Below are 20,108 nucleotides of genomic sequence, written 5' to 3' on the forward strand. Positions count from 1 at the left end.
AATAGCAATGATTGGACACTGGAACAGTTAAAAGCTGACGCGAGGCTGACAAACGAAAACGGCGCCGCTGATGACAGCGACGCCGCGTAACGATCGGGGAAGGCGCGCTGGCGCGCCCTCGCTTTACTCGGTCTTGTCGATGTTCCAGAACACCGGCGTCGCCGGGCCGTCGAGCACGCCGGTGAGCGACTTCCGCCACGCGCTCGGCGCCAGATACTGGCCGAGCGGCACGTAGATCACTTGGTCATAGGCTTCCTTCTGGATCTCGGTCGCGATCTTCTTCTGATCGTCGAGCGAGGCGGCGCGGACGAAGTCGTCCTTGAGCTTCTCGATCTTGGCGTTCTCCGCCCAGCCGAACCAGCCCTTCTTGCCCTGGCCGCCGATCGACAGATTGGCGATCGGGTTGGACACGTCGGCGCTGACCCAGTTGGTGAAGAACATGTTCCAGCCGCCCTCCTTCGGAGGCTTCTGGCTGGCGCGCCGGCTGACCACTGTCTGCCAGTCGGTCGCCTGCGCGTCGACCTTGAAGCCGGCCTCGCGGAGCAACTGCACCGCGACCGTCGGCTGCGCCTTCAGCGTCACGACGTCGCCGGGCACCATGACCACGACGGGCGTGCCGTCATAGCCGGACTCGGCGAGCGCCTTCTTGGCTTCCGCCATGCCGTTGCCCTTGACCAGCGATTCCGAGCCGACGTCGGTCGCGAACGGCGTATCGCAGATGAAGAACGCACCGCAGATCTTGTAGTATTTGGGATTGCCGACGAGCGCGTCGAGCACGTCCTTCTGGTTCATCGCCAGAAGTGCGGCACGGCGGATCTTCGGATTGTCGAAGGGCGGATAGAGGAAGTTCATGCGCCCAAGGGTCTGGTAGCCGAACTTGTTCAGCGTCTCGGTCTTGAGGTCGGCATTGCCTTCAAGGACGGGCAGCAGATCCCACGGCGGCACTTCCATGAAGTCGATGTCGCCCGATTGCAGCGCGTTCACTGCGGTCTGCGCATCCGGCATGGTGATCCATTCGACGCGATCAACCTTGACCACCTTGCCTCCGGCAGTCCAGCTCGACGCCTCCTTGCGCGGCACGTAGTCGGTGTTCTTGACGTACACCGCCTTCACGCCGGGCTGGAATTCACCCTGCACGAACTTGAACGGACCGGAGCCGATCTGCTCGGGGATCTGCTGGTCCGGCGGCGTTTCGGCGAGACGCTTCGGCATCATGAAGGCGACGCGCGAGGACGGCTTGCCGATGGATTCGAGCACGAGGCCGTAGGGCTCCTTCAGCTTCAGCGTGATCGTCTTGGGGTCGGTCGCCTCGATGCTCGCAGTAAACTGCATCATCTGCTGGCCCATGCCGTCGACCGCGGCCCAGCGCTTCAGCGAAGCGGCGCAGTCTTCCGCCGTCACCGGCGTACCGTCGTTCCACTTCAGGCCGTCGCGCAGCGTGAAGGTGTAGGTGAGCTTGTCGTCGGAGATCTTCCAGTCCGCCATCTGCGGCTGGATCTTGAAATTCGAGTCCGTCGCGATCAGCGTGTCGTAGACCATGTAGCCATGGTCACGCGTGATGTAGGCGGTGGTGAAAATCGGATCGATGATGCGCAGATCCGAATGCATCACCGCGGTGATGGTCTTGCTGGCGGCGGCAAGTACCGGCGAGGCCATCGCCGTCGAAAGCGCAACGACCGATAGCGCAAGTGTGGAGGCGAACGCGCGACGCCCCCGGCGCATCAAGCTCAACATAAAAGTTTCTCCTGACGTGAAACTGTTCAAAGGCAGGTTATTGGTTGAGCATTCGGTTCGTTCTTTAGGCGAACTAACCTCATGCGATGCCTTTGTCTTTCGAGACTTGCAGACAGTGTTGAGCGCGTCAATCCGGTTTCGCTGCAGCCCCAAGCGGCGCGCCCACGGGCTCCACAAAGATCGGTTTGGCTCTACAACGCTTTCCGCCAGTCCCGTCCGCGCCAATGCAATGCGCGTTCCATCTTTCGAAGCTTGAGAGACATTAAGATGAATCCAGCCAATCTTCCCTTCGATTCCGAGGCGATGCTTGAGGGCCTGCGCACCTGGGTGGAATGCGAGAGCCCGACCTGGGACGCGGGCGCCGTCAACCGCATGCTCGATATCGCAGCGCGGGATATGGCGATCATGGGTGCGACGATCGAACGCATCAGCGGCCGACAGGGCTTTGGCGGCGTGATGCGCGCGCGCTTCCCGCATCCGAAACAGGGCGAGCCGGGCATCCTGATCGCCGGCCACATGGATACCGTCCACCCGGTCGGCACCATCGAGAAGCTGAAATGGCGGCGCGAGGGCAACAAGTGCTACGGCCCCGGCATCTACGACATGAAGGGCGGCAACTATCTCTCGCTGGAAGCGATCCGCCAGCTGGCACGTGCTTCCTTCACCACGCCGCTGCCGATCACCGTGCTGTTTACGCCCGACGAGGAAGTCGGCACGCCCTCGACGCGGGACATCATCGAAGCGGAAGCCGCGCGCAACAAATATGTGCTGGTGCCCGAACCGGGCCGCGCCGACAACGGTGTCACCACCGGACGTTACGCCATCGCGCGTTTCAATCTGGAAGCGACGGGCCGACCGAGCCATGCCGGCGCAACATTGTCGGCCGGACGCTCGGCGATCCGCGAGATGGCGCGGCAGATCCTCGCCATCGACGCGATGACGACGGAGGACTGCACCTTCTCTGTCGGCGTCGTGCACGGCGGACAATGGGTCAATTGCGTTGCCACGACCGCCACCGGCGAGGCGCTGTCCATGGCCAAGCGCCAGGCCGATCTCGACCGCGGCGTCGAGCGGATGCTGGCGCTGTCGGGCACGTCCAATGATGTCACGTTCAAGGTGACGCGCGGCGTCACGCGCCCCGTATGGGAGCCCGATGCCGGCACCATGGCGCTGTATGAAAAGGCGCGCGGCATCGCCAAATCGCTCGGCACTGAGCTACCGCATGCGAGCTCCGGCGGCGGCTCCGACGGCAACTTTACCGGCGCGATGGGCATCCCGACGCTCGACGGCCTCGGCGTGCGCGGCGGCAACGGCCACACGCTGGAAGAATTCATCGAGGTCGAGAGCTTGGTTGAACGCGGGCGCCTGATGGCGGGCTTGCTGGCGACGCTCGACTGACGGCGCAGCCTTCGCACTGCACAATGCGTTGGCAGTCGCGGTTTAAATTTAGCCTTGTCTAAAAATGAGGCGCATCGTACTGCTCGATTGTCCACGCGACGATGCGGGAGAGATCGCAACGAGAGTTCAGGCTTTCGTTGCGGCGCCGACGGAGCAACCGCCCCGGAAACTCTCAGGCAAAAGGACCGTATCGTCAGGACGATCTGGAGAGAGGYGGCACGGCCAATGTGGTCGTGACGTCCACCGAAGGGGATAGTCCGGAGCTGACCTCGCCGAGGTCCGCAACGGATCAAGCTCTCAGGTAACCGTGACAGATGGGGCGCCGCCAACGGCCTTTGGCCGGCGGTTAGCCGACTCTAACTCACGGGAGCCCCGAACCTGCTATGACCCATATCGCCATCATCGGCGCCGGCATCACCGGCGTAACGACCGCCTATGCCCTGCTCGAACGCGGATACAAGGTGACGGTGCTCGACAAGCACCGCTACGCCGCGATGGAGACGTCCTTCGCCAATGGCGGACAGCTCTCCGCCAGCAATGCCGAAGTCTGGAACAGCACCGCCACGATCCTGAAAGGCCTGCGCTGGATGTTCCGGCGCGATGCGCCGCTGCTGATGAACCCGCGGCCGAACTGGCACAAATATTCGTGGATGAGCGAGTTCGTCGCCAATATCGGCAACTACCGCGCCAACACGGTCCAGACCACCCGGCTCGCGATCGAAGCCCGCAAGCATCTGTTCGAGATCGCGGAGCGCGAAGGCATCGACTTCGATCTCGAACGCCGCGGCATCCTGCACATCTATCACGACAAGAAGGGTTTTGAATCCGGCCTGCAGGTCAATGCGCTATTGAAGGAAGGCGGGCTCGATCGCCGCCCGGTGACGCCGGAGGAGATCCGCGCCATCGAGCCGACGCTGCGCAAGGACTATTTTGGCGGCTTCTACACGCCGTCGGATGCGACCGGCGATATCCACAAGTTCACGCGCGGACTTGCGGAAGCCTGCAAGCGGCGCGGCGCGACCTTTATCCACGAAGCCAACATCGATTCCATTGCCCAGGCAGGTGGCGGCTTCGTCATCGGCTGGGCTGATCTTTCGGCCAGTGACACGGTCGCATCCGCGCGCGGCATGCTGAAGGCGGATGGCGTCGTGATCTGCGCCGGTGTGGCCAGCCGTCACTTCGCCGCCCTCCTCGACGAGCGGGTCAACGTCTATCCGGTAAAGGGCTACTCGATCACCGTGCAGCTCGACACTGCCGCAAGCCGCAATGCGACGCCGACCGTGAGCCTGCTCGACGAAGCCGCCAAGATCGTCACCAGCCGGCTCGGCGCCGATCGCTTCCGCGTCGCAGGCACCGCCGAATTCAACGACTTCAACCGCGACATCCGCGCCGACCGCGTGCAGCCGCTGGTCGACTGGGTGCGCAGCAACTTCCCCGGCGTCGAAACATCCAAGGTCGTGCCCTGGGCCGGGCTGCGGCCGATGATGCCGAACATGATGCCGGTGGTGCGCGCAGGACGGATGCCGGGCGTGTTCTTCAACACCGGCCACGGCCATCTCGGCTGGACCTTGTCGGCCGCGACCGCGCAGATGATTGCCGGGACCATCGACGGCTGGCGCGGGCTCAACGCGCCGCCGACCGCACCCTCACTCAGGGTTGAGCGCGAGTTCCGCCATGCATCCTGAGTGGCCGATATCGGAGGCTCGGCGGCCTCTTGCGACCGCCCTGCCCTTGGCACACAATTTGCCCCGAAAGGTCGGCTTCTCCGGCCGGCTTTCCAGCCCGAGTGACAGGCGTGCATGATAGACAGAACCGATTCCACGGGGGCCTCCCGGCCCCACAAGTTCCGCAGCCGGAGATAGGTGCATGCTAGGTTATCTCATTCGCCGCGTTCTGGCCGCGGTGCCCGTGATGGGCGTCGTCGCGCTGTTCGTCTTCCTGCTGCTGCGGCTGACGCCGGGCGATCCCGCCGCAATTCTCGCCGGCGACAACGCGACGCCGGAACGGCTGGAACGCATCCGCGACTCGCTCGGCCTCAACGAGCCGCTGATCGTGCAATTCATCACCTGGGTGAACAAGCTGCTGCACGGCGATCTCGGGACGTCGCTGATCTCCAACCTGSCAGTCATGAAGATGATCAGCCAGCGCGTCGAGCCGTCGATCTCGATCGCGCTGTCGACAATCATTCTCGCCGTCATCGTCGCCGTGCCCCTGGGCGTCATCGCGGCATGGAAGCACGGCACCTGGATCGACCGTTTCGTGATGGGCCTCTCCGTGCTCGGCTTCTCCGTGCCGGTGTTCGTGGTCGGCTATCTCCTGATCGAGGTCTTCGCGATCGACCTTCGCTGGGTGCCGGTGCAGGGCTTCCGCAGCATCTTCAACGGCTTTGGACCGTTCTTCGAACGCATCATCCTGCCGACCTGCGCGCTCTCCTTCATCTACATCGCGCTGATCGCGCGCATGACGCGTGCGGCGATGCTCGACGTGCTCGGTGAGGACTACGTCCGCACCGCCCGCGCCAAGGGCATCAACGAGGTCGCCGTGATGATGCGCCATGCGCTGCGCAATGCCGCGGTGCCCGTCATCACCGTGATCGGCACCGGCTTTGCGCTGCTGATCTCCGGCGTCGTCGTCACCGAGAGCGTGTTCAACATCCCCGGCATCGGCCGCCTCACGGTGGACGCGGTGTTGGCACGCGACTACCCAGTCATCCAGGCGATGATCCTGCTGACGTCGCTGATCTATGTCGTCGTCAATCTCCTGATCGACGTCGCCTACACGCTGCTCGATCCCCGGATCCGGTACTAGGGCTAAGGATAACAACAAAAATGTCCGTCGATAGCCTTCCCCAGTCGTCCATTCCGATCACGTCGCCGCTGCGGCCGCGTTTCGGATTCCTCACCTCGACGCCGATCATCGCGGCGGCCACAATCTTGCTCGCGCTGATCGTGTTGGTCTCGATCCTGGCGCCGCTGATCGCGCCGCACGATCCGGTCCAGCTTGCGCCCTCGCAGCGGCTGAAGCCGGCCTCGGCGCAGTTCCTGCTCGGCACCGACGCCTATGGCCGTGACCTCTTGTCGCGCGTCATCTATGGCGGCCGCATCTCGCTCCTGATCGGCATCGGCTCGGCGATCCTGTCGATCGTCATCGGCCTTGCGATCGGCCTGGTCTCCGGCTTCTTCAAGCTGGTCGATGCCGTCCTGATGCGCGTCATGGACGGCCTCATGGCGATGCCGAGCATCCTGCTCGCGATCGCCGTGGTGTCGCTGTCCGGCGCCAGCATCTGGACCGTGCTGGTCGCGATCACCATCCCCGAAATACCTCGCGTGGCACGCCTGGTGCGCTCGGTCGTGCTGTCCGCGCGCGAGGAACCTTACGTCGAGGCTGCGATCTCGGTCGGCTCCAGCCTGCCGAAGATCATGTGGCGCCATCTGATGCCGAACACGATCGCGCCGCTGATCGTCCAGGGCACCTATGTCTGCGCCTCCGCGATCCTGACCGAGGCCATTCTCTCCTTCCTCGGCGCCGGTATCTCGCCGGAGACGCCGACCTGGGGCAACATCATGGCCGAGGGCCGTCAGTATTTTCAGCTCAAGCCGACGCTGATCTTCTGGCCGGGCCTGCTGCTCTCGATCGCCATCCTCAGCATCAATCTGATCGGCGACGCCGCCCGCGACGCCCTCGATCCCCGCATGAAGCAGCGGGAGGGCAAGTGATGACGGATCAAGTGATGACCAACCCAGTTCTCGACATCAACAACCTCGTCGTCTCCATCGGCAAGAAGCCGAAGGGTGCAAACATCATCGACGGGATCTCGATCCAGGTGCATAAGGGCGAGACACTGTGTCTCGTCGGCGAAAGCGGCTCGGGCAAGTCGGTGACCTCGCTCACCACGATGGGCCTGCTGCCGAAGGGCACGCTGGTTCCAACCGGCGGCAGCGTCAAGCTCGTCGGCGAAGAGATTCTCACCGCGACCGATCGCCGCCTGCGCCAGCTCCGCGCGACGCAGATGGCGATGATCTTCCAGGAGCCGATGACCGCGCTCAATCCGGTGGTGCCGGTCGGCCGCCAGATCGACGAAGTCCTGCGCGCCCACACCAATCTCGACGCAAAGGCGCGGAAGAAGCGCATCCTCGACATGATGGAGCAGGTCCGCCTGCCCCAGGTCGAGCGCATCTTTGCCTCCTATCCGCATCGCCTGTCCGGCGGCCAGCGCCAGCGCATCATGATCGCGATGGCGCTGGTGCTAGAGCCGAAGCTGCTCATCGCCGACGAGCCGACCACCGCGCTCGACGTCACCACGCAGAAGCAGATCCTGACGCTGATCCGCGACCTCCAGCGCGATCACGGCACGGCCGTCCTGTTCATCACCCACGACATGGGCGTGGTCGCCGAGATCGCCGACCGCGTCGCTGTGATGCGGCAGGGCCGGCTGGTCGAGACCGGTCCGCTCGAGACCGTGCTGCGCAACCCGACCATGGAGTACACCCGCAATTTGCTTTCTGCGGTGCCGAGCCTGGTGCCGCGCGCGGCGCGGCCCGAGACCAAGGAGCCGGTGGTGCTGGAGGCCAACGAGCTCGGCAAGGTCTATAAGGAACGCGCCTTCTTCGGCAAAGGCCGCGAGGTCGTCGCCGCCGACAAGGTCACGCTGACGCTGCGCAAGGGCCGCACGCTCGGCATCGTCGGCGAGAGCGGCTCGGGCAAGTCCACCGTCGCACGGTGCATCGTGCGCCTGATCGATCCGACCTCCGGCGGCGTGCGCCTTGCCGGCCGCGAGATCGCCGACATCTCGCGCCGCCTGCTCCAGCCGCACCGGCAGAAGATCCAGATCGTGTTCCAGGATCCCTATCGCTCGCTCAACCCGCGCATTACCGTCGGCGAGAGCATCGCGGAAGGCCCGATCAATTACGGCACCTCGCATGCCGATGCGATGAAGCGGGCGCGCGAACTGCTCGAGCTCGTTGGCCTGCCCGCGGACGCAGTGACGCGCTATCCGCACCAGTTCTCCGGCGGCCAGCGCCAGCGCATCGCCATTGCGCGTGCGCTCGCGCTCGACCCCGACGTGCTGGTCGCGGACGAAGCGGTCTCGGCACTCGACGTCTCGGTTCAGGCGCAGGTGCTGGAACTGCTCGACGAGATCCAGAACCGGCTCGGCATCGCCATCCTGTTCATCACCCACGATCTGCGCGTCGCAGCCCAGATCTGCGACGAGGTCGTGGTGATGCAGCACGGCCGTGTCGTCGAACAGGGCCTTGCCGCCGAGGTGCTGACGCATCCGAAGGAAGCCTACACCAGGGCGCTGCTGGAGGCCGCACCGGGCCGCGGCTGGGATTTTGCGAACTTCAGGCCGGTGTCGGAAGGCGTCCCGGCGACGGCTTAGGTTTGTCCACTCGTCATCGCGAGCGGAGCGAAGCAATCCAGAGTCCCTCTGCGGAGACGGTCTGGATTGCTTCGCTTCGCTCGCAATGACGGGTAGCGACCATCATCATTCGAAAATGACTTAAAGCCATGCGCGGCGGCATGGGCTCCTCGCTTGCCCCCGCCTCGAAGCCAAGGCTAACGTCGCGCACTTTCAAACGCTGGACCAGAATTAATGACACGTATCGCCGTCGGCGGCTTCCTGCACGAGACCAACACGTTCGCCCCGACGAAGGCGACTTTCGCGGACTTCCAGCATGGCGGCGGCTGGCCGGCCATGACGGAAGGCGCCGACGTATTGAAGGTGATGCGCCGCATCAATGTCGGTCTCGCCGGCTTCGTCGACAGCGCCGAAGCGAATGGCTGGAACCTCATTCCGACGATCGCCTGCGGCGCAAGTCCGTCGGCGCATGTCACCAGGGACGCCTTCGAGCGTATCGTGAAGGTGATGGTCGACGGTATCGCCGCCGCCGGCCCGCTCGATGCGGTCTATCTCGATCTGCATGGCGCGATGGTGACCGAGCATCTCGACGACGGCGAAGGCGAGATTTTGGCGCGCGTGCGCGGCGTCATCGGCAAGGACGTTCCGCTCGTTGCCAGCCTCGACCTGCACGCCAACGTCACGCCCGAGATGATGGAAYACGCGGACGCGCTGATCGCCTACCGCACCTATCCGCATGTCGACATGGCCGAGACCGGCCGCGCCTCCGCAAGGCACCTCGCCCTGCTGCTGCAGACCAGGCAGCGCTTTGCAAAGTCGTTTCGCCAATTGCCGTTCCTGATCGCGATCAGCTGGCAATGCACCAATGACTTTCCCACCAAGGGCATCTACGAAAAACTGGCCGCGCTGGAGAGCGACGCCGTTCCGACACTGTCCTTCGCGCCCGGCTTCCCCGCCGCCGACTTCCGCGACTGCGGCCCGAGCGTGTTCGCCTATGGCAAGACGCAGGCCGATGCGGACCGCGCGGCCGATGCGATCGTCAAACTGATCGAAAGCCACGAGGACGATTTCGACGGCAAGATCTGGGCGCCCGACGACGGCGTGCGCCATGCGATGGAACTCGCCAAGCGCGCGAGCAAGCCGATCATCATCGCCGACACCCAGGACAATCCCGGCGCCGGCGGTGATTCCGACACCACTGGCATGCTGCGCGCGCTGGTACGCAACAAGGCGAGCGCTGCGACCGGCGTGATCTACGACCCGGTCTCGGCCAAGGCCGCGCATGCGGCCGGCGTCGGCGCCACCGTGACGCTGTCGCTCGGCGGCAAGTCCGGCATTCCCGGGGATGAGCCCTATCGCGAGACCTTCATCGTCGAAAAGCTCTCCGACGGCCGCTTCATCGCGCCCGGCCCCTATTACGGTGGCCGCGAGATGGAGATGGGTCCCTCCGCGTGCCTGCGCATCGGTGACGTCCGCGTCGTCGTGTCCTCACACAAGGCGCAACTCGCCGATCAGGCGATGTACCGCTATGTCGGCATCGAGCCGACCGCGCAGAAGATTCTGGTCAACAAGAGCTCGGTGCACTTCCGCGCCGATTTCGAGCCGATCGCGGAAAAGCTGATGATCTGCGCCGCGCCCGGCGCGATGCCGGCCGACACAGCCACCCTGCCCTGGACGCGCCTGCGGCCGGGCATCCGCATCAAGCCGAACGGCCCCGTTTTCACGCCCCATCACGCTAACCGGACAGGACACATGCCCACGATCGACCGCATCGACGGCTATGCCGACGAACTCACTGCTATCAGGCGCGACCTCCACGCCCATCCCGAGATCGGCTTCGAGGAAGTGCGCACCTCCGGCATCGTCGCCGACAAGCTGAAGAACTGGGGCATCGAGGTGCACCGCGGTCTCGGCGGCACCGGCGTGATCGGCGTCATCAAGGGCAAAGGTTCGGGCAGCAAGCGCATCGGGCTTCGTGCCGACATGGACGCACTGCCGATGGAAGAGAACACCAATCTGAAATGGAGTTCGAAAATCCCTGGCCGCTTCCACGGCTGCGGCCATGACGGCCACACCACCATGCTGCTCGGCACCGCGCGCTACCTCGCCGAGACCAAAAATTTCGACGGCACCGTGCATTTGATCTTCCAGCCGGCCGAGGAAGGCCTCGGTGGCGCCCGCGCGATGATCAAGGACGGGCTGTTCGAGAAGTTTCCCTGCGACGAGCTCTATGGCCTGCACAACGCGCCGGACCTCAACCTCGGCGAGATCGCGATCCTGCCCGGCCCCGCGATGGCCAGCGCCGACTTCTTCGACCTGCGCATCACCGGCTACGGCGCGCATGGCGCGATGCCAGAGCGCTCCAAGGACGCGGTGATCATCGCGACCACGCTGGCGCAGGCGATCCAGACCATCGTCAGCCGCAACGTCGAGCCGCTGCAGGCCGCCGTCATCTCGATCACGCAGATTCACGCCGGTTCCGCCTACAACGTCATCCCCGGCGAGGCGCATCTCTGCGGCACCATCCGCACCTTCTCGGATGAAGTCCGCGCCCTGATCGCCGAACGCATCCGCACGATCTGCGCCGGCATCGCGAGCGCCTATCAGTGCGTGATCGAAGCCGACATCCGCGACACCTTCGGCGTGCTGGTCAACCAGGTCGAGCAGTCCAAGGTGGTCGAGGAGGTCGCGCGCACCGTCGTCAACCCCGCCAACGTGATCACCCGCGCCCAGCCGAAGATGGGCAGCGAGGATTTCGCCGACATGCTGCAAACCATCCCCGGCGCCTATTTCTGGATCGGCCATGACGGCTCGGTGCCCGTGCACAATCCCGGCTTCGTGCTCGACGACAAGATCCTGCCGATCGGCGCCAGCATGTTCGCCCGGATCATCGAAACGCGCATGCCGGTAGGTTAGCAATGCACAAAAAGAGCGTCGAAGAGGCGGTCACCTCGCTGCACGATCTCTCCGCGGTCGATCTGATCGCGGGCTATCGGGCCAAGCAGTTCTCGCCGAGCGAGGTGCTGGAGGACGTGCTTGCGCACGTCGCTGCGTGGGAACCGCATCTCAAGGCGCTCTACGCGTTCGATCCCGACAGCGCGCGCGAGGCCGCGAAGGCCTCGACCGCGCGCTGGAGCGGGGGCGAACCTTCCGGCGCGCTCGACGGCGTGCCTGTGACGGTGAAGGACAACATCGCGACCAAGGGCGTGCCCGTCCCGCTCGGCGCTGCGAGCGTGAAGCTCGTGCCGGCCGAGAAGGACGCCCCGCCCGCTGCGCGCCTGCGCGAGGCCGGTGCGATCATCTTCGCGAAGACCACCATGCCCGATTACGGCATGCTGTCCTCGGGACTCTCCAGCTTCCACGCGCTGGCGCGCAATCCCTGGGATCTCTCCAAGAATCCCGGCGGCTCCAGCGCGGGCGCCGGCGCGGCGGCTGCGGCCGGCTACGGCCCCTTGCATCTCGGCACCGATATCGGCGGCTCGGTCCGCCTGCCTGCGGGCTGGTGCGGCCTCGTCGGCCTGAAACCCAGCTTTGGCCGCGTGCCGATCGACCCGACCTATGTCGGCCGTGTCGCCGGTCCCATGACCCGCACGGTCGACGATTGCGCGCTGATGATGAGCGTGATTGCAAAGCCCGACCGGCGCGACGGCATGAGCCTGCCCGCCGAGCCTCTTAACTGGAAGGGCCTGGAGAAATCCCCGCGCAAACTGCGCATCGGCCTGATGCTCGATGCCGGCGTCGGCCTGCCGGCAGAACGGCCGGTCCGTGATGTTGCAGTGAAAGCCGCAAAGGCGTTCGAATCCGCAGGTAGCGTCGTCACCGAGGTCGACGGCATTTTGACCCGCGAGATGCTCGACGGCCTCGACAATTTCTGGCGCGCGCGGATGTGGGACGATCTGGCCAAGCTGACGCCGGCCGAACAGGCAAAGGTGCTGCCCTACATCTTCAAATGGGGCGCATCCGGTGCGAAGCTGTCGGGCGTCGACGTCATCCGCGGCTTCAACCAGACCATGGCAATCCGGGCGGCCGCGTCAAAGCTGTTCTGCGAGCTCGACTATGTGATCTCGCCGACCGCGCCGAACGTGAACTATGCGGCGGAATGGGCCTCGCCCACCAACGATCCGATGCGGCCGTTCGAGCACATCTGCTATACCGTGCCGTGGAATATGTCGGAGAACCCCGCGGTTTCCATCAACGGCGGCTTCGACGCCAACGGATTTCCCATCGGCGTGCAGATCGTCGGCCGCCGCTTCGACGATATCGGCGTGCTCGGCATGGCCAAGGCTTTCGAGGGCTTGCGCGGCGCACAGCAGCCCTGGCCGAGCCCGCCGGCAAAGTAGGCATTCCATCATGGCCGGGCTTGTCCCGGCCATCCACGTTCTTGTACTGCTCGCATGCCCAGTCCGCGCAAGACGGACAACGGCGACCATGCGTCTCGTCTCATTGAGATCGCACTTAAGATGAGGAAGGAAACCACCATGGCGTATGAGACGATCAAATACGAGGTCGCCGAGCAGATCCTCACCATCACGCTGAACCGGCCCGACAAGCTCAACGCCTTCAACGCGCAGATGCAGGCCGAGCTGATCGACGCGTTCGACGCCGCCGACAAGGACGACGACGTCCGCGCCATCATCGTCACCGGCGCAGGCCGCGGTTTTTGCGCGGGCGCCGATCTTTCCTCGGGTGCGGATACCTTCGATCGCGATGCGCGGCGCGGGCCGGTGAAGCGTTTCGCGGACGGCAAGGTCGATTACAGCGATCCGCAGGTGCGCGATGGCGGCGGCCAGGTGACCTTGCGCATCTTCAAGTGCCTGAAGCCCGTCATCGCCGCGGTGAACGGCCCTGCCGTCGGCATCGGCGTCACCATGCAACTCGCGATGGACATCCGCATCGCCTCGGATGCCGCGCGCTTCGGCTTCGTGTTCTCCCAGCGCGGCATCGTGCCGGAGGCCGCCTCGAGCTGGTTCCTGCCGCGCATCGTCGGTATCTCGCAGGCGCTGGAATGGTGCTATTCCGGCCGCGTCTTCCCGGCCCAGGAAGCTCTCGCCGGCCGCCTCGTCAGCAAGGTCGTAGCTCCCGATGATCTCTTGCCGACCGCCCGCGCGCTGGCCAAGGAATTCGCCGCCAAGACCGCGCCGGTGTCGGTCGCGCTGATCCGCCAGATGATGTGGCGCATGATGGGTGCCGACGATCCCATGGAAGCCCACAAGGTCGACAGCCGTGGCATCTATACGCGCGGCCGCTCGGACGACGTTAGGGAAGGCGTGGTGTCGTTCCTGGAGAAGCGTCCGGCGCAGTTCAAGAACAAGGTGTCGAGCGATATGCCGGATTATTTTCCGTGGTGGAGCGAGCGGGAGTATAAGTAGGAGATCGTAGGGTGGGCAAAGCGAAGCGTGCCCACCACTCTGATTTCGGTGAGTGATAAATGGTGGGCGCGGCGCAAGAGCGCCTTTGCCCACCCTACGGCACCGTCACTCCATCACCAGCGCCACCCGCCCGATCGCCTTGCGGTCGATCAACAGCCGCATCGCTTTAGCATAATCCTGCAGCGGCAGGCGGTGCGAGACGTTGGGGCGCAGCCTGCCCTCCTCCGCCCATTGCAGCAGCGCCTTCAGGCGCACCTCGCCGAGCGCGGGATTTTTCCGTACCGCTTCACCTGCACGCACGCCGAGCACGCTGGCGCCCTTGATCAGCAGCAGGTTGGTTTTCGCCGAGCCGATGCCACCGGTAAAGCCGATCACCAGCAGCCGCGCGCCCCAGGCGATGCAGCGCATCGAGCTCTCGAACACCTCGCCGCCGACGGGATCGAACACGACGTCGGCGCCACGGCCGTCGGTGATGCGCTTGACGGCATCGCGAAACGGCTCCCGATCGTAGCGCACGAGATGATCGGCGCCCCGCGATTTCGCTATCGCAAGCTTCTCGTCGCTGGAGGCGGTCGCGATCACGGTCGCGCCCAGCATCTTGCCGATCTCGACCGCGGCAAGGCCCACGCCGCCGCCGGCGCCGTGCACCAGCAATACCTCGCCCGGCATGACCCGGCCGCGATCGATCAGCGCGTGATAGGCGGTGCCGTGACCGGCCAGATAGGTCGCACCTTCCGCATAGTCGAACGTCGACGGCATCGGCGTTAGCTGCGTCGGCATCACCACCGCTTCGTCGGTGAAGGCGCCATGGCGCATCTTCACGATGACCTTGTCGCCGACGGACACGCCGCTTGCCTCTGCGCCCACCTCGGTGACGTCGCCGGCGGCCTCCATGCCGGGCGTGAACGGCAGCTCCGGCTTGAGCTGATATTCGCCGGCCGCCATCAGCACGTCCGGAAAGTTCAATCCGGCGGCGCGGATCGCAACGCGCACCTCACCCGGTTTGACGGCGCGCGACGGAAACTCCTCCAGCCGCAACGTCTCGGGCGCGCCGAGCGCGCGGCAGACGACAGCCCGCACCATCAGGCCGCACTCGCCTTGCTGCGTTCGAGCGCCTCGCGGATCAGCGGCAGGCGGTCGTTGCCGAAGTACATGTCGGTCTTGCCCACGAAGATCGTCGGTGAGCCGAAGCCGCCGCGTGCCACGACCTCTTCCGTGTTGGCCTTGAGCTGGTCCTTGATTGCCTGCTCGGAGATGCCGGCAAAGAACTTCTGCTCGTCGACACCGACCTTCCTGCAGATCTCGGCGAGCACGGCGTCCTGCGAGATGTCCTTGTCGCCGCCCCAATAGGTCTCGAACACGGCAGTGGCGAACGGCACCATGTCTTTCCCCAGCCAGATGCAGCCGCGCATGACCTTCACACTGTTCACCGGGAACACCGTCGGCGGCATCTTGATCGCGAGGCCGGCCGAGCGCGACCAGTCGGCGAGGTCTTTTTTCATGTAGCGCGCCTTCAGCGGCACCGGCGTCTCGCGCTGCGCGTAGACGCTCGGATTGACCGTGTTGAAGATGCCGCCGACCAGGATCGGCCGCCAGATGATCTCGGCCCCCAGCTCCTTTGCCAGCGGCTGGATGTTGTGGAAGGCGAGGTAGGTCCAGGGGCTGGAACAGTCGAAGAAGAATTCAATCATGGCGTTTCCTTTGCGTCTTGTTTGTCGTGCTCTATCCCCGTCATTGCGAGCGACTTGTCCGCCATAGCTCGAAGAGCGACGGCGGAAGCGAAGCAATCCAGAATCTTTCCGCGGAACCAGCCTGGATTGCTTCGTCGCTTCGCTCCTCGCAATGACGATGGGGCGAGCAGCCTACTTCTTTCCCAGCACTTCCTTGGCACGCTGGCCGAACATGATCTTGCGCGATTCCTCGTCGAACGGCTCCTTCACGAACTTGCCGATCGCAAGCCCCGCCTGCACCTGCGGCCGTGCGCGCACCTCGGCGTACCAGCGTTTCACGCTCGGATAGTCGTCGAGCGTAAAGCCCTGCGCCTTGTGGGTCATGGCCCAGGGGAAGCAGGCGATGTCCGCGATGGAATAGTCGCCGGCGACGTAGGCGCCGGTCCTGGCCAACTGCCGGTCGAGCACGCCATAGAGCCGCGCGGCCTCGTCGCGGTAGCGCTCAATCGCATAAGGAAGCTTTTCAGCAGCATAGAGCGCGAAATGGCCGTGCTGGCCGAGCATCGGCCCGAGGCCCGCCATCTGCCACATCACCCACTGGATGGTCGTCGAGCGGCCGCGCAGATCGCTGGCCAGGAAGCGGCCGGTCTTTTCCGCGAGGTAAATCAGGATCGCACCGGTCTCGAACGCCGAGAACGGCGCACCGCCGTCGGCGGGTGCGTGGTCGACGATCGCGGGAATGCGATTGTTGGGGGAGACTGCCAGAAATTCGGGGCTGAACTGCTCGCCGGCGCGGATATTGACGGGCTTCACGTTATAGGGGAGCCCGAGTTCCTCCAGCATGATCGAGATTTTCCAGCCGTTCGGCGTCGGCGCATAATAGAGGTCGATCATCGCCCTTCCCTGTCGTCGCCAATGGAATAGAGAGCGACTTTTGTTGTTCTGTACCTTGACGTTAAGACATGGCAGGAAGGGGCGCAACACAACCTGCCGGGAGAGCCGCCATGCTGTTTCCAACCACGATCGCCGGCTCCTTGCCGAAGCCGGAATGGCTCGCCGAGCCGAACATGCTCTGGGCACCCTGGAAGTCGCAAGGCGACGAGCTTCTCCGCGCCAAGCGCGATGCGACCATGCTCGCCGTCAAGGTCCAGGAGGATGCGGGCATCGACATCGTCACCGAGGGCGAGCAGGCCCGCCAGCATTTCGTGCACGGCTTCCTGGAGAAGATCGACGGCATCGACTTCGCCCACAAGGTCGAGATGGGCATCCGCAAGGACCGCTACAAGGCGATGGTGCCACAGGTGGTCGCGCCGCTTCAGCTCAAGGGGCGTGTTCATGCCGACGAGGCGCGCGTGGCGCGCTCGCACACGAAGAAGAAGCTGAAGTTCACCCTGCCCGGCCCGATGACCATCATCGACACGATTGCGGACCGCTACTACGGTGATCGCGTCAAGATGGCCTTTGCCTTCGCCGATCTCCTCAACGAGGAAGCCAAGGCATTGCAGGCCGACGGCGTCGATCTCGTGCAGTTCGACGAGCCCGCCTTCAACGTCTACATGGACGAGGTCAACGACTGGGGTATCAAGGCGCTGGAGCGTGCCGCGCAGGGGCTGACCTGCGCCACCGCCGTGCACATCTGCTACGGCTACGGCATCAAGGCCAACACCGACTGGAAGGAGACGCTCGGCGCGCAGTGGCGGCAATACGAGCAGATCTTTCCGGCGATCGACGCGAGCCCGATCCAGCAGGTCGCAATCGAGTGCCGCAATTCGAAGGTGCCGCTCGACCTGCTCGCGCTGCTCAAGACCAAGATCGTGCAGGCCGGCGTGATCGACGTCGCCAGCGACACGGTGGAGACGGCCGAGGACGTCGTGCAGGTGATCGACGCGGTGTCGAAGTTCGTTCCCAAGAGCAACATCATCGCCACCACCAATTGCGGCATGGCGCCGATGCGGCGGGAGATCGCCGAGGCCAAGCTGATGGCGCTCGGCGCCGGTGCCGCGCTGGCGCGCGAGAAGCTGGGGTGATGGTGCTCCGAACGGCACTCGTCGTCACGGCTCTTGCGGGGATCACATTCGCTGCGCGCGCGGAGGATCGCTCCGTGCTGCTGAATTGCAAGGCCATGGTCGAGCGTGCGTCAAAGGATACGGGTACGGCAACCGAGGCCGAGCTCACCCGCTGCCGCCAGATCATGCGCGAATGGGCGCTGCGCGATGCGCGGACGACGGTGGATGAGCAAGGGCGGCCGCTGAAATAACCCCACGCTCGCTACGCTCCCTCCCGCTTGCGGGGACGGTCAGGCGCGGTGCGCGCTGGGGTGCAGCGTGACCTCATAGCCGGCGCTCATCGCGCGCAGCGTCGATGGCGGGGTCAGCAACCGCGCATCGTCAAGCTCTCGCGTGCCTTCAACATAACCCGCCGTCGACCACAGCAACGCCCCGCCCTGCATCAGCAGAAAGCTTTCCTCGCCCTGCTGAAGCATCGCGCCGTCTGGAAGCTGGTCGAGCGGCACCAGCAGCGCATGAAGCCGCTTCTTGCCGTGATCGAGCCGCTCGTGGTGCAGCACCGTGTCGATATCGTGCATGCGGACATCACGGACGCGGTTGCCCTTCTCCCACGCAGCCCGGAAGCGATTGGCATCGTCACGGCGGCAGTAGAAGCAGGGGCGATGGCCGGCGGCGAGCGCGGTGGCCTCGTCGAGGAAGAACAGCTCGGTCCAGCTGTGCGTCGTCATCACCTCGCGACGGCGGCCGCGGAATTCGCAAACACAGGTGAGCCAGGCCGGCGACGACCACCGCTTCTTGAGCAGCGTCCTGGTCGCGGGATCATGGATGATGCCGCGATTGCCGGTGAACAGGCCACGGTGCGGCGTGGCGATGATGTCGCCGGTCGGCGTGACACGGTTTTGCAGGGGCATGGCCACCTCCACCTGTCATTGCGAGCGAAGCGAGACAATCCAGAAATGCGTCTGCGGAAATAGTCTGGCTTGCTTCGTCGCTTCCCTCACGCCGCGCCGTCGCGCAGCGGCGGGTGGTAGGACAGCGCGGTGTCCCAGGGGAAGAAGATCCAGGTGTCCTGCGAGACTTCCGTGATGAAGGTGTCGACCAGCGGGCGTCCCTTCGGCTTGGCGTAGACGGTGGCGAAATGCGCATCGGGCAGCATGTCGCGCACCAGCCTGCCGGTCTTGCCGGTGTCGACGAGGTCGTCGACGATCAGAAGCCCCTTGCCGGTGCCGCCGCYGAGCTTCATCGCCGCCTCGGACATGCCCTTGAGGACCTGGAGCTCGCCCTGCTTGTCGTGGTCGTAGCTGGCGATGCAGACCGTATCGATGATGCGGACACCGAGCTCGCGCGCCACGATCGCGGCCGGCACCAGCCCGCCGCGGGTGATCGCGATGACGGCGTGGAACGGGCCGACCTCGTTGAGCCGCCAGGTCAGCGCCCGGCAGTCGCGGTGGAACTGGTCCCACGAAACAGGAAAGGCCTTGCCGGCCCGCTCCTGCGCGCTCAGTTCCGGTGCTTCGCCAGCCATTGTTGTCTCCTGCCAATCTTCATCCGGCAGCCTTTCTGCTACCGGGTGATGTTCAATCCCGCCAGCATTTCCTTCACCGCCGCCATCGCCGCTGCCAGCTTGTCCGCGTCGCGCGAGCGCACCACCAGATTGGTGTTCGGCTTCTGATCTTCGTCCATGAACGGATAGCTGCCGATGATGGTGTCGGGATGGGCGGCGGCGATCGCGCGCAGCGGACTGCCGATGTCACCCTCCCGCGCATTGGCGCGAACCGATTCGGACAGCATGCGCACGCCCGACTTCAGCTTGGGCGAGACGATGTCCATCATCGCCTGCATGATCGAGGGCACGCCGGCCATGACGATGACGTTGCCGATCTTGAAGCCGGGGGCGAGGATGGTGGCGCTCTGGATCAGCTCGGCGCCGTCGGGGATGCGGGCCATACGCAGGCGGGCCTCGTTGAGGTCCTGCTCGCTCCAGCGCTCGCGGAAGCGGGCGACGACCTCCGGATGGTGGTCGATGCCGACGCCGAACGCCTTGGCGACGCTGTCGGCGGTGATGTCGTCATGGGTTGGCCCGATGCCGCCGGTGGTGAAGACATAGGCGTAGCGATGCCGCAGTGCATCCAACGCGGCGATGATATCGTCCTCGTCGTCGGAGACGACCCGGACTTCCTTCAGGTCGATGCCGATATTGGTCAGGTATTCGGCGATGAAGCCGATATTCTTGTCCTTGGTGCGGCCGGACAGGATTTCATCCCCGATGACCAGAATGCCCGCCGTGACGATGTCGCTCATACCTTAAGTCCCTCACCTGTCGGCCCGACTTTGCCGAGGTAACGCGTTGAAGTCACGCGGTTTTGCTGCCGAAATAAGCAGTCCTCAGCCATTTTTTGAGGCACCGTCCCGGCTGTCCCCGGCAAATGCCACAACTCCATGCTTATCGCGCTGGCCCAGCCCTTGCTACCTCCTCAGAGTCATGCACTCTTGCCGCATGGCCAGGACGTTGCGGTCTTCACCAAGGCCTGACGACCTGTCGAATGGCGCAATGCCTTGCGGAGACAAGTCG

Annotated in this window: 17 protein-coding genes and 2 riboswitches; of the genes, 10 read left to right on the forward strand and 7 right to left on the reverse strand. The window is 64.8% G+C overall.

Translation table 11 applies throughout. From position 1 onward, the window contains the following. Window positions 1-123 precede the first annotated feature (123 nt). Window positions 124-1,734: an ABC transporter substrate-binding protein gene (locus tag AB4Z51_RS25455; RefSeq protein WP_441498237.1), complete on the reverse strand. Its 1,611-nt coding sequence runs from the start codon at window positions 1,732-1,734 to the stop codon at window positions 124-126. Window positions 1,735-2,001: 267 nt separating this feature from the next. On the opposite strand from AB4Z51_RS25455, the gene AB4Z51_RS25460 reads away from it, so the two are divergent. The 8 genes from AB4Z51_RS25460 to AB4Z51_RS25495 all read left to right on the forward strand — a co-directional run bounded on the left by AB4Z51_RS25460 (window position 2,002) and on the right by AB4Z51_RS25495 (window position 13,860). After that, window positions 2,002-3,132 (forward strand): M20/M25/M40 family metallo-hydrolase, encoded by a 1,131-nt coding sequence (locus AB4Z51_RS25460; RefSeq protein WP_441498238.1) that lies wholly within the window; start codon window positions 2,002-2,004, stop codon window positions 3,130-3,132. 94 nt (window positions 3,133-3,226) lie between these two features. Further along, window positions 3,227-3,330: riboswitch (glycine riboswitch) on the forward strand. Window positions 3,331-3,333: 3 nt separating this feature from the next. After that, a riboswitch (glycine riboswitch) is annotated at window positions 3,334-3,448 on the forward strand. Between the two features lie 67 nt (window positions 3,449-3,515). Next, window positions 3,516-4,817 carry a D-amino acid dehydrogenase gene (locus AB4Z51_RS25465; protein ID WP_441498239.1) on the forward strand — a complete coding sequence of 434 codons (1,302 nt, stop codon included), beginning with the start codon at window positions 3,516-3,518 and terminating at the stop codon, window positions 4,815-4,817. Between the two features lie 181 nt (window positions 4,818-4,998). Further along, window positions 4,999-5,940 (forward strand): ABC transporter permease, encoded by a 942-nt coding sequence (locus AB4Z51_RS25470; RefSeq protein ID WP_441498240.1) that lies wholly within the window; start codon window positions 4,999-5,001, stop codon window positions 5,938-5,940. A 20-nt stretch (window positions 5,941-5,960) separates the two neighbouring features. Further along, the gene (locus AB4Z51_RS25475; protein ID WP_028150021.1) at window positions 5,961-6,848 is read left to right on the forward strand and encodes an ABC transporter permease; all 888 of its coding nucleotides are present in this window, start codon (window positions 5,961-5,963) and stop codon (window positions 6,846-6,848) included. A gap of 14 nt (window positions 6,849-6,862) precedes the next feature. After that, the gene (locus AB4Z51_RS25480) at window positions 6,863-8,512 is read left to right on the forward strand and encodes an ABC transporter ATP-binding protein (protein WP_441498252.1); all 1,650 of its coding nucleotides are present in this window, start codon (window positions 6,863-6,865) and stop codon (window positions 8,510-8,512) included. Window positions 8,513-8,725: 213 nt separating this feature from the next. Continuing rightward, the gene (locus AB4Z51_RS25485; RefSeq protein ID WP_441498241.1) at window positions 8,726-11,407 is read left to right on the forward strand and encodes an amidohydrolase; all 2,682 of its coding nucleotides are present in this window, start codon (window positions 8,726-8,728) and stop codon (window positions 11,405-11,407) included. A gap of 2 nt (window positions 11,408-11,409) precedes the next feature. Continuing rightward, window positions 11,410-12,831 carry an amidase gene (locus AB4Z51_RS25490; protein ID WP_135216900.1) on the forward strand — a complete coding sequence of 474 codons (1,422 nt, stop codon included), beginning with the start codon at window positions 11,410-11,412 and terminating at the stop codon, window positions 12,829-12,831. 138 nt (window positions 12,832-12,969) lie between these two features. Further along, window positions 12,970-13,860, forward strand: coding sequence for a crotonase/enoyl-CoA hydratase family protein (locus AB4Z51_RS25495; protein ID WP_028150016.1), 891 nt, complete (start codon window positions 12,970-12,972; stop codon window positions 13,858-13,860). A gap of 105 nt (window positions 13,861-13,965) precedes the next feature. On the opposite strand, the gene AB4Z51_RS25500 is transcribed toward AB4Z51_RS25495, so the two are convergent. The 3 genes from AB4Z51_RS25500 to AB4Z51_RS25510 all read right to left on the reverse strand — a co-directional run bounded on the left by AB4Z51_RS25500 (window position 13,966) and on the right by AB4Z51_RS25510 (window position 16,424). Further along, window positions 13,966-14,943 carry an NADPH:quinone oxidoreductase family protein gene (locus AB4Z51_RS25500; RefSeq protein WP_441498242.1) on the reverse strand — a complete coding sequence of 326 codons (978 nt, stop codon included), beginning with the start codon at window positions 14,941-14,943 and terminating at the stop codon, window positions 13,966-13,968. Further along, window positions 14,943-15,551 (reverse strand): 2-hydroxychromene-2-carboxylate isomerase, encoded by a 609-nt coding sequence (locus AB4Z51_RS25505; protein WP_063982457.1) that lies wholly within the window; start codon window positions 15,549-15,551, stop codon window positions 14,943-14,945. Before AB4Z51_RS25505 ends, AB4Z51_RS25500 begins: the two co-directional genes overlap by 1 nt. 171 nt (window positions 15,552-15,722) lie before the next feature. After that, the gene (locus tag AB4Z51_RS25510; protein ID WP_441498243.1) at window positions 15,723-16,424 is read right to left on the reverse strand and encodes a glutathione S-transferase N-terminal domain-containing protein; all 702 of its coding nucleotides are present in this window, start codon (window positions 16,422-16,424) and stop codon (window positions 15,723-15,725) included. Between the two features lie 110 nt (window positions 16,425-16,534). On the opposite strand from AB4Z51_RS25510, the gene AB4Z51_RS25515 reads away from it, so the two are divergent. Both AB4Z51_RS25515 and AB4Z51_RS25520 read left to right on the forward strand, forming a co-directional pair. Beyond that, entirely contained in the window at window positions 16,535-17,557 is a 1,023-nt protein-coding gene (locus AB4Z51_RS25515; protein WP_354096210.1) for a methionine synthase, read from the forward strand. Next, complete coding sequence (locus tag AB4Z51_RS25520; protein ID WP_063982454.1) at window positions 17,557-17,787, forward strand: hypothetical protein; 231 nt, start codon at window positions 17,557-17,559, stop codon at window positions 17,785-17,787. The genes AB4Z51_RS25515 and AB4Z51_RS25520 overlap by 1 nt, the downstream gene beginning before the upstream one ends. A gap of 39 nt (window positions 17,788-17,826) precedes the next feature. On the opposite strand, the gene AB4Z51_RS25525 is transcribed toward AB4Z51_RS25520, so the two are convergent. The 3 genes from AB4Z51_RS25525 to AB4Z51_RS25535 all read right to left on the reverse strand — a co-directional run bounded on the left by AB4Z51_RS25525 (window position 17,827) and on the right by AB4Z51_RS25535 (window position 19,837). Next, entirely contained in the window at window positions 17,827-18,447 is a 621-nt protein-coding gene (locus AB4Z51_RS25525; protein ID WP_354096209.1) for a hypothetical protein, read from the reverse strand. 86 nt (window positions 18,448-18,533) lie between these two features. Continuing rightward, a complete protein-coding gene (gpt, locus tag AB4Z51_RS25530) occupies window positions 18,534-19,061 on the reverse strand; it encodes a xanthine phosphoribosyltransferase (protein ID WP_441498244.1) in 528 nt (175 codons plus the stop codon). Window positions 19,062-19,099: 38 nt separating this feature from the next. Beyond that, the gene (locus AB4Z51_RS25535) at window positions 19,100-19,837 is read right to left on the reverse strand and encodes a competence/damage-inducible protein A (protein ID WP_166091725.1); all 738 of its coding nucleotides are present in this window, start codon (window positions 19,835-19,837) and stop codon (window positions 19,100-19,102) included. Window positions 19,838-20,108: the final 271 nt, after the last annotated feature.

Source organism: Bradyrhizobium sp. 2TAF36, from assembly GCF_052114925.1.
Classification (GTDB): Bacteria; Pseudomonadota; Alphaproteobacteria; order Rhizobiales; family Xanthobacteraceae; genus Bradyrhizobium; species Bradyrhizobium barranii.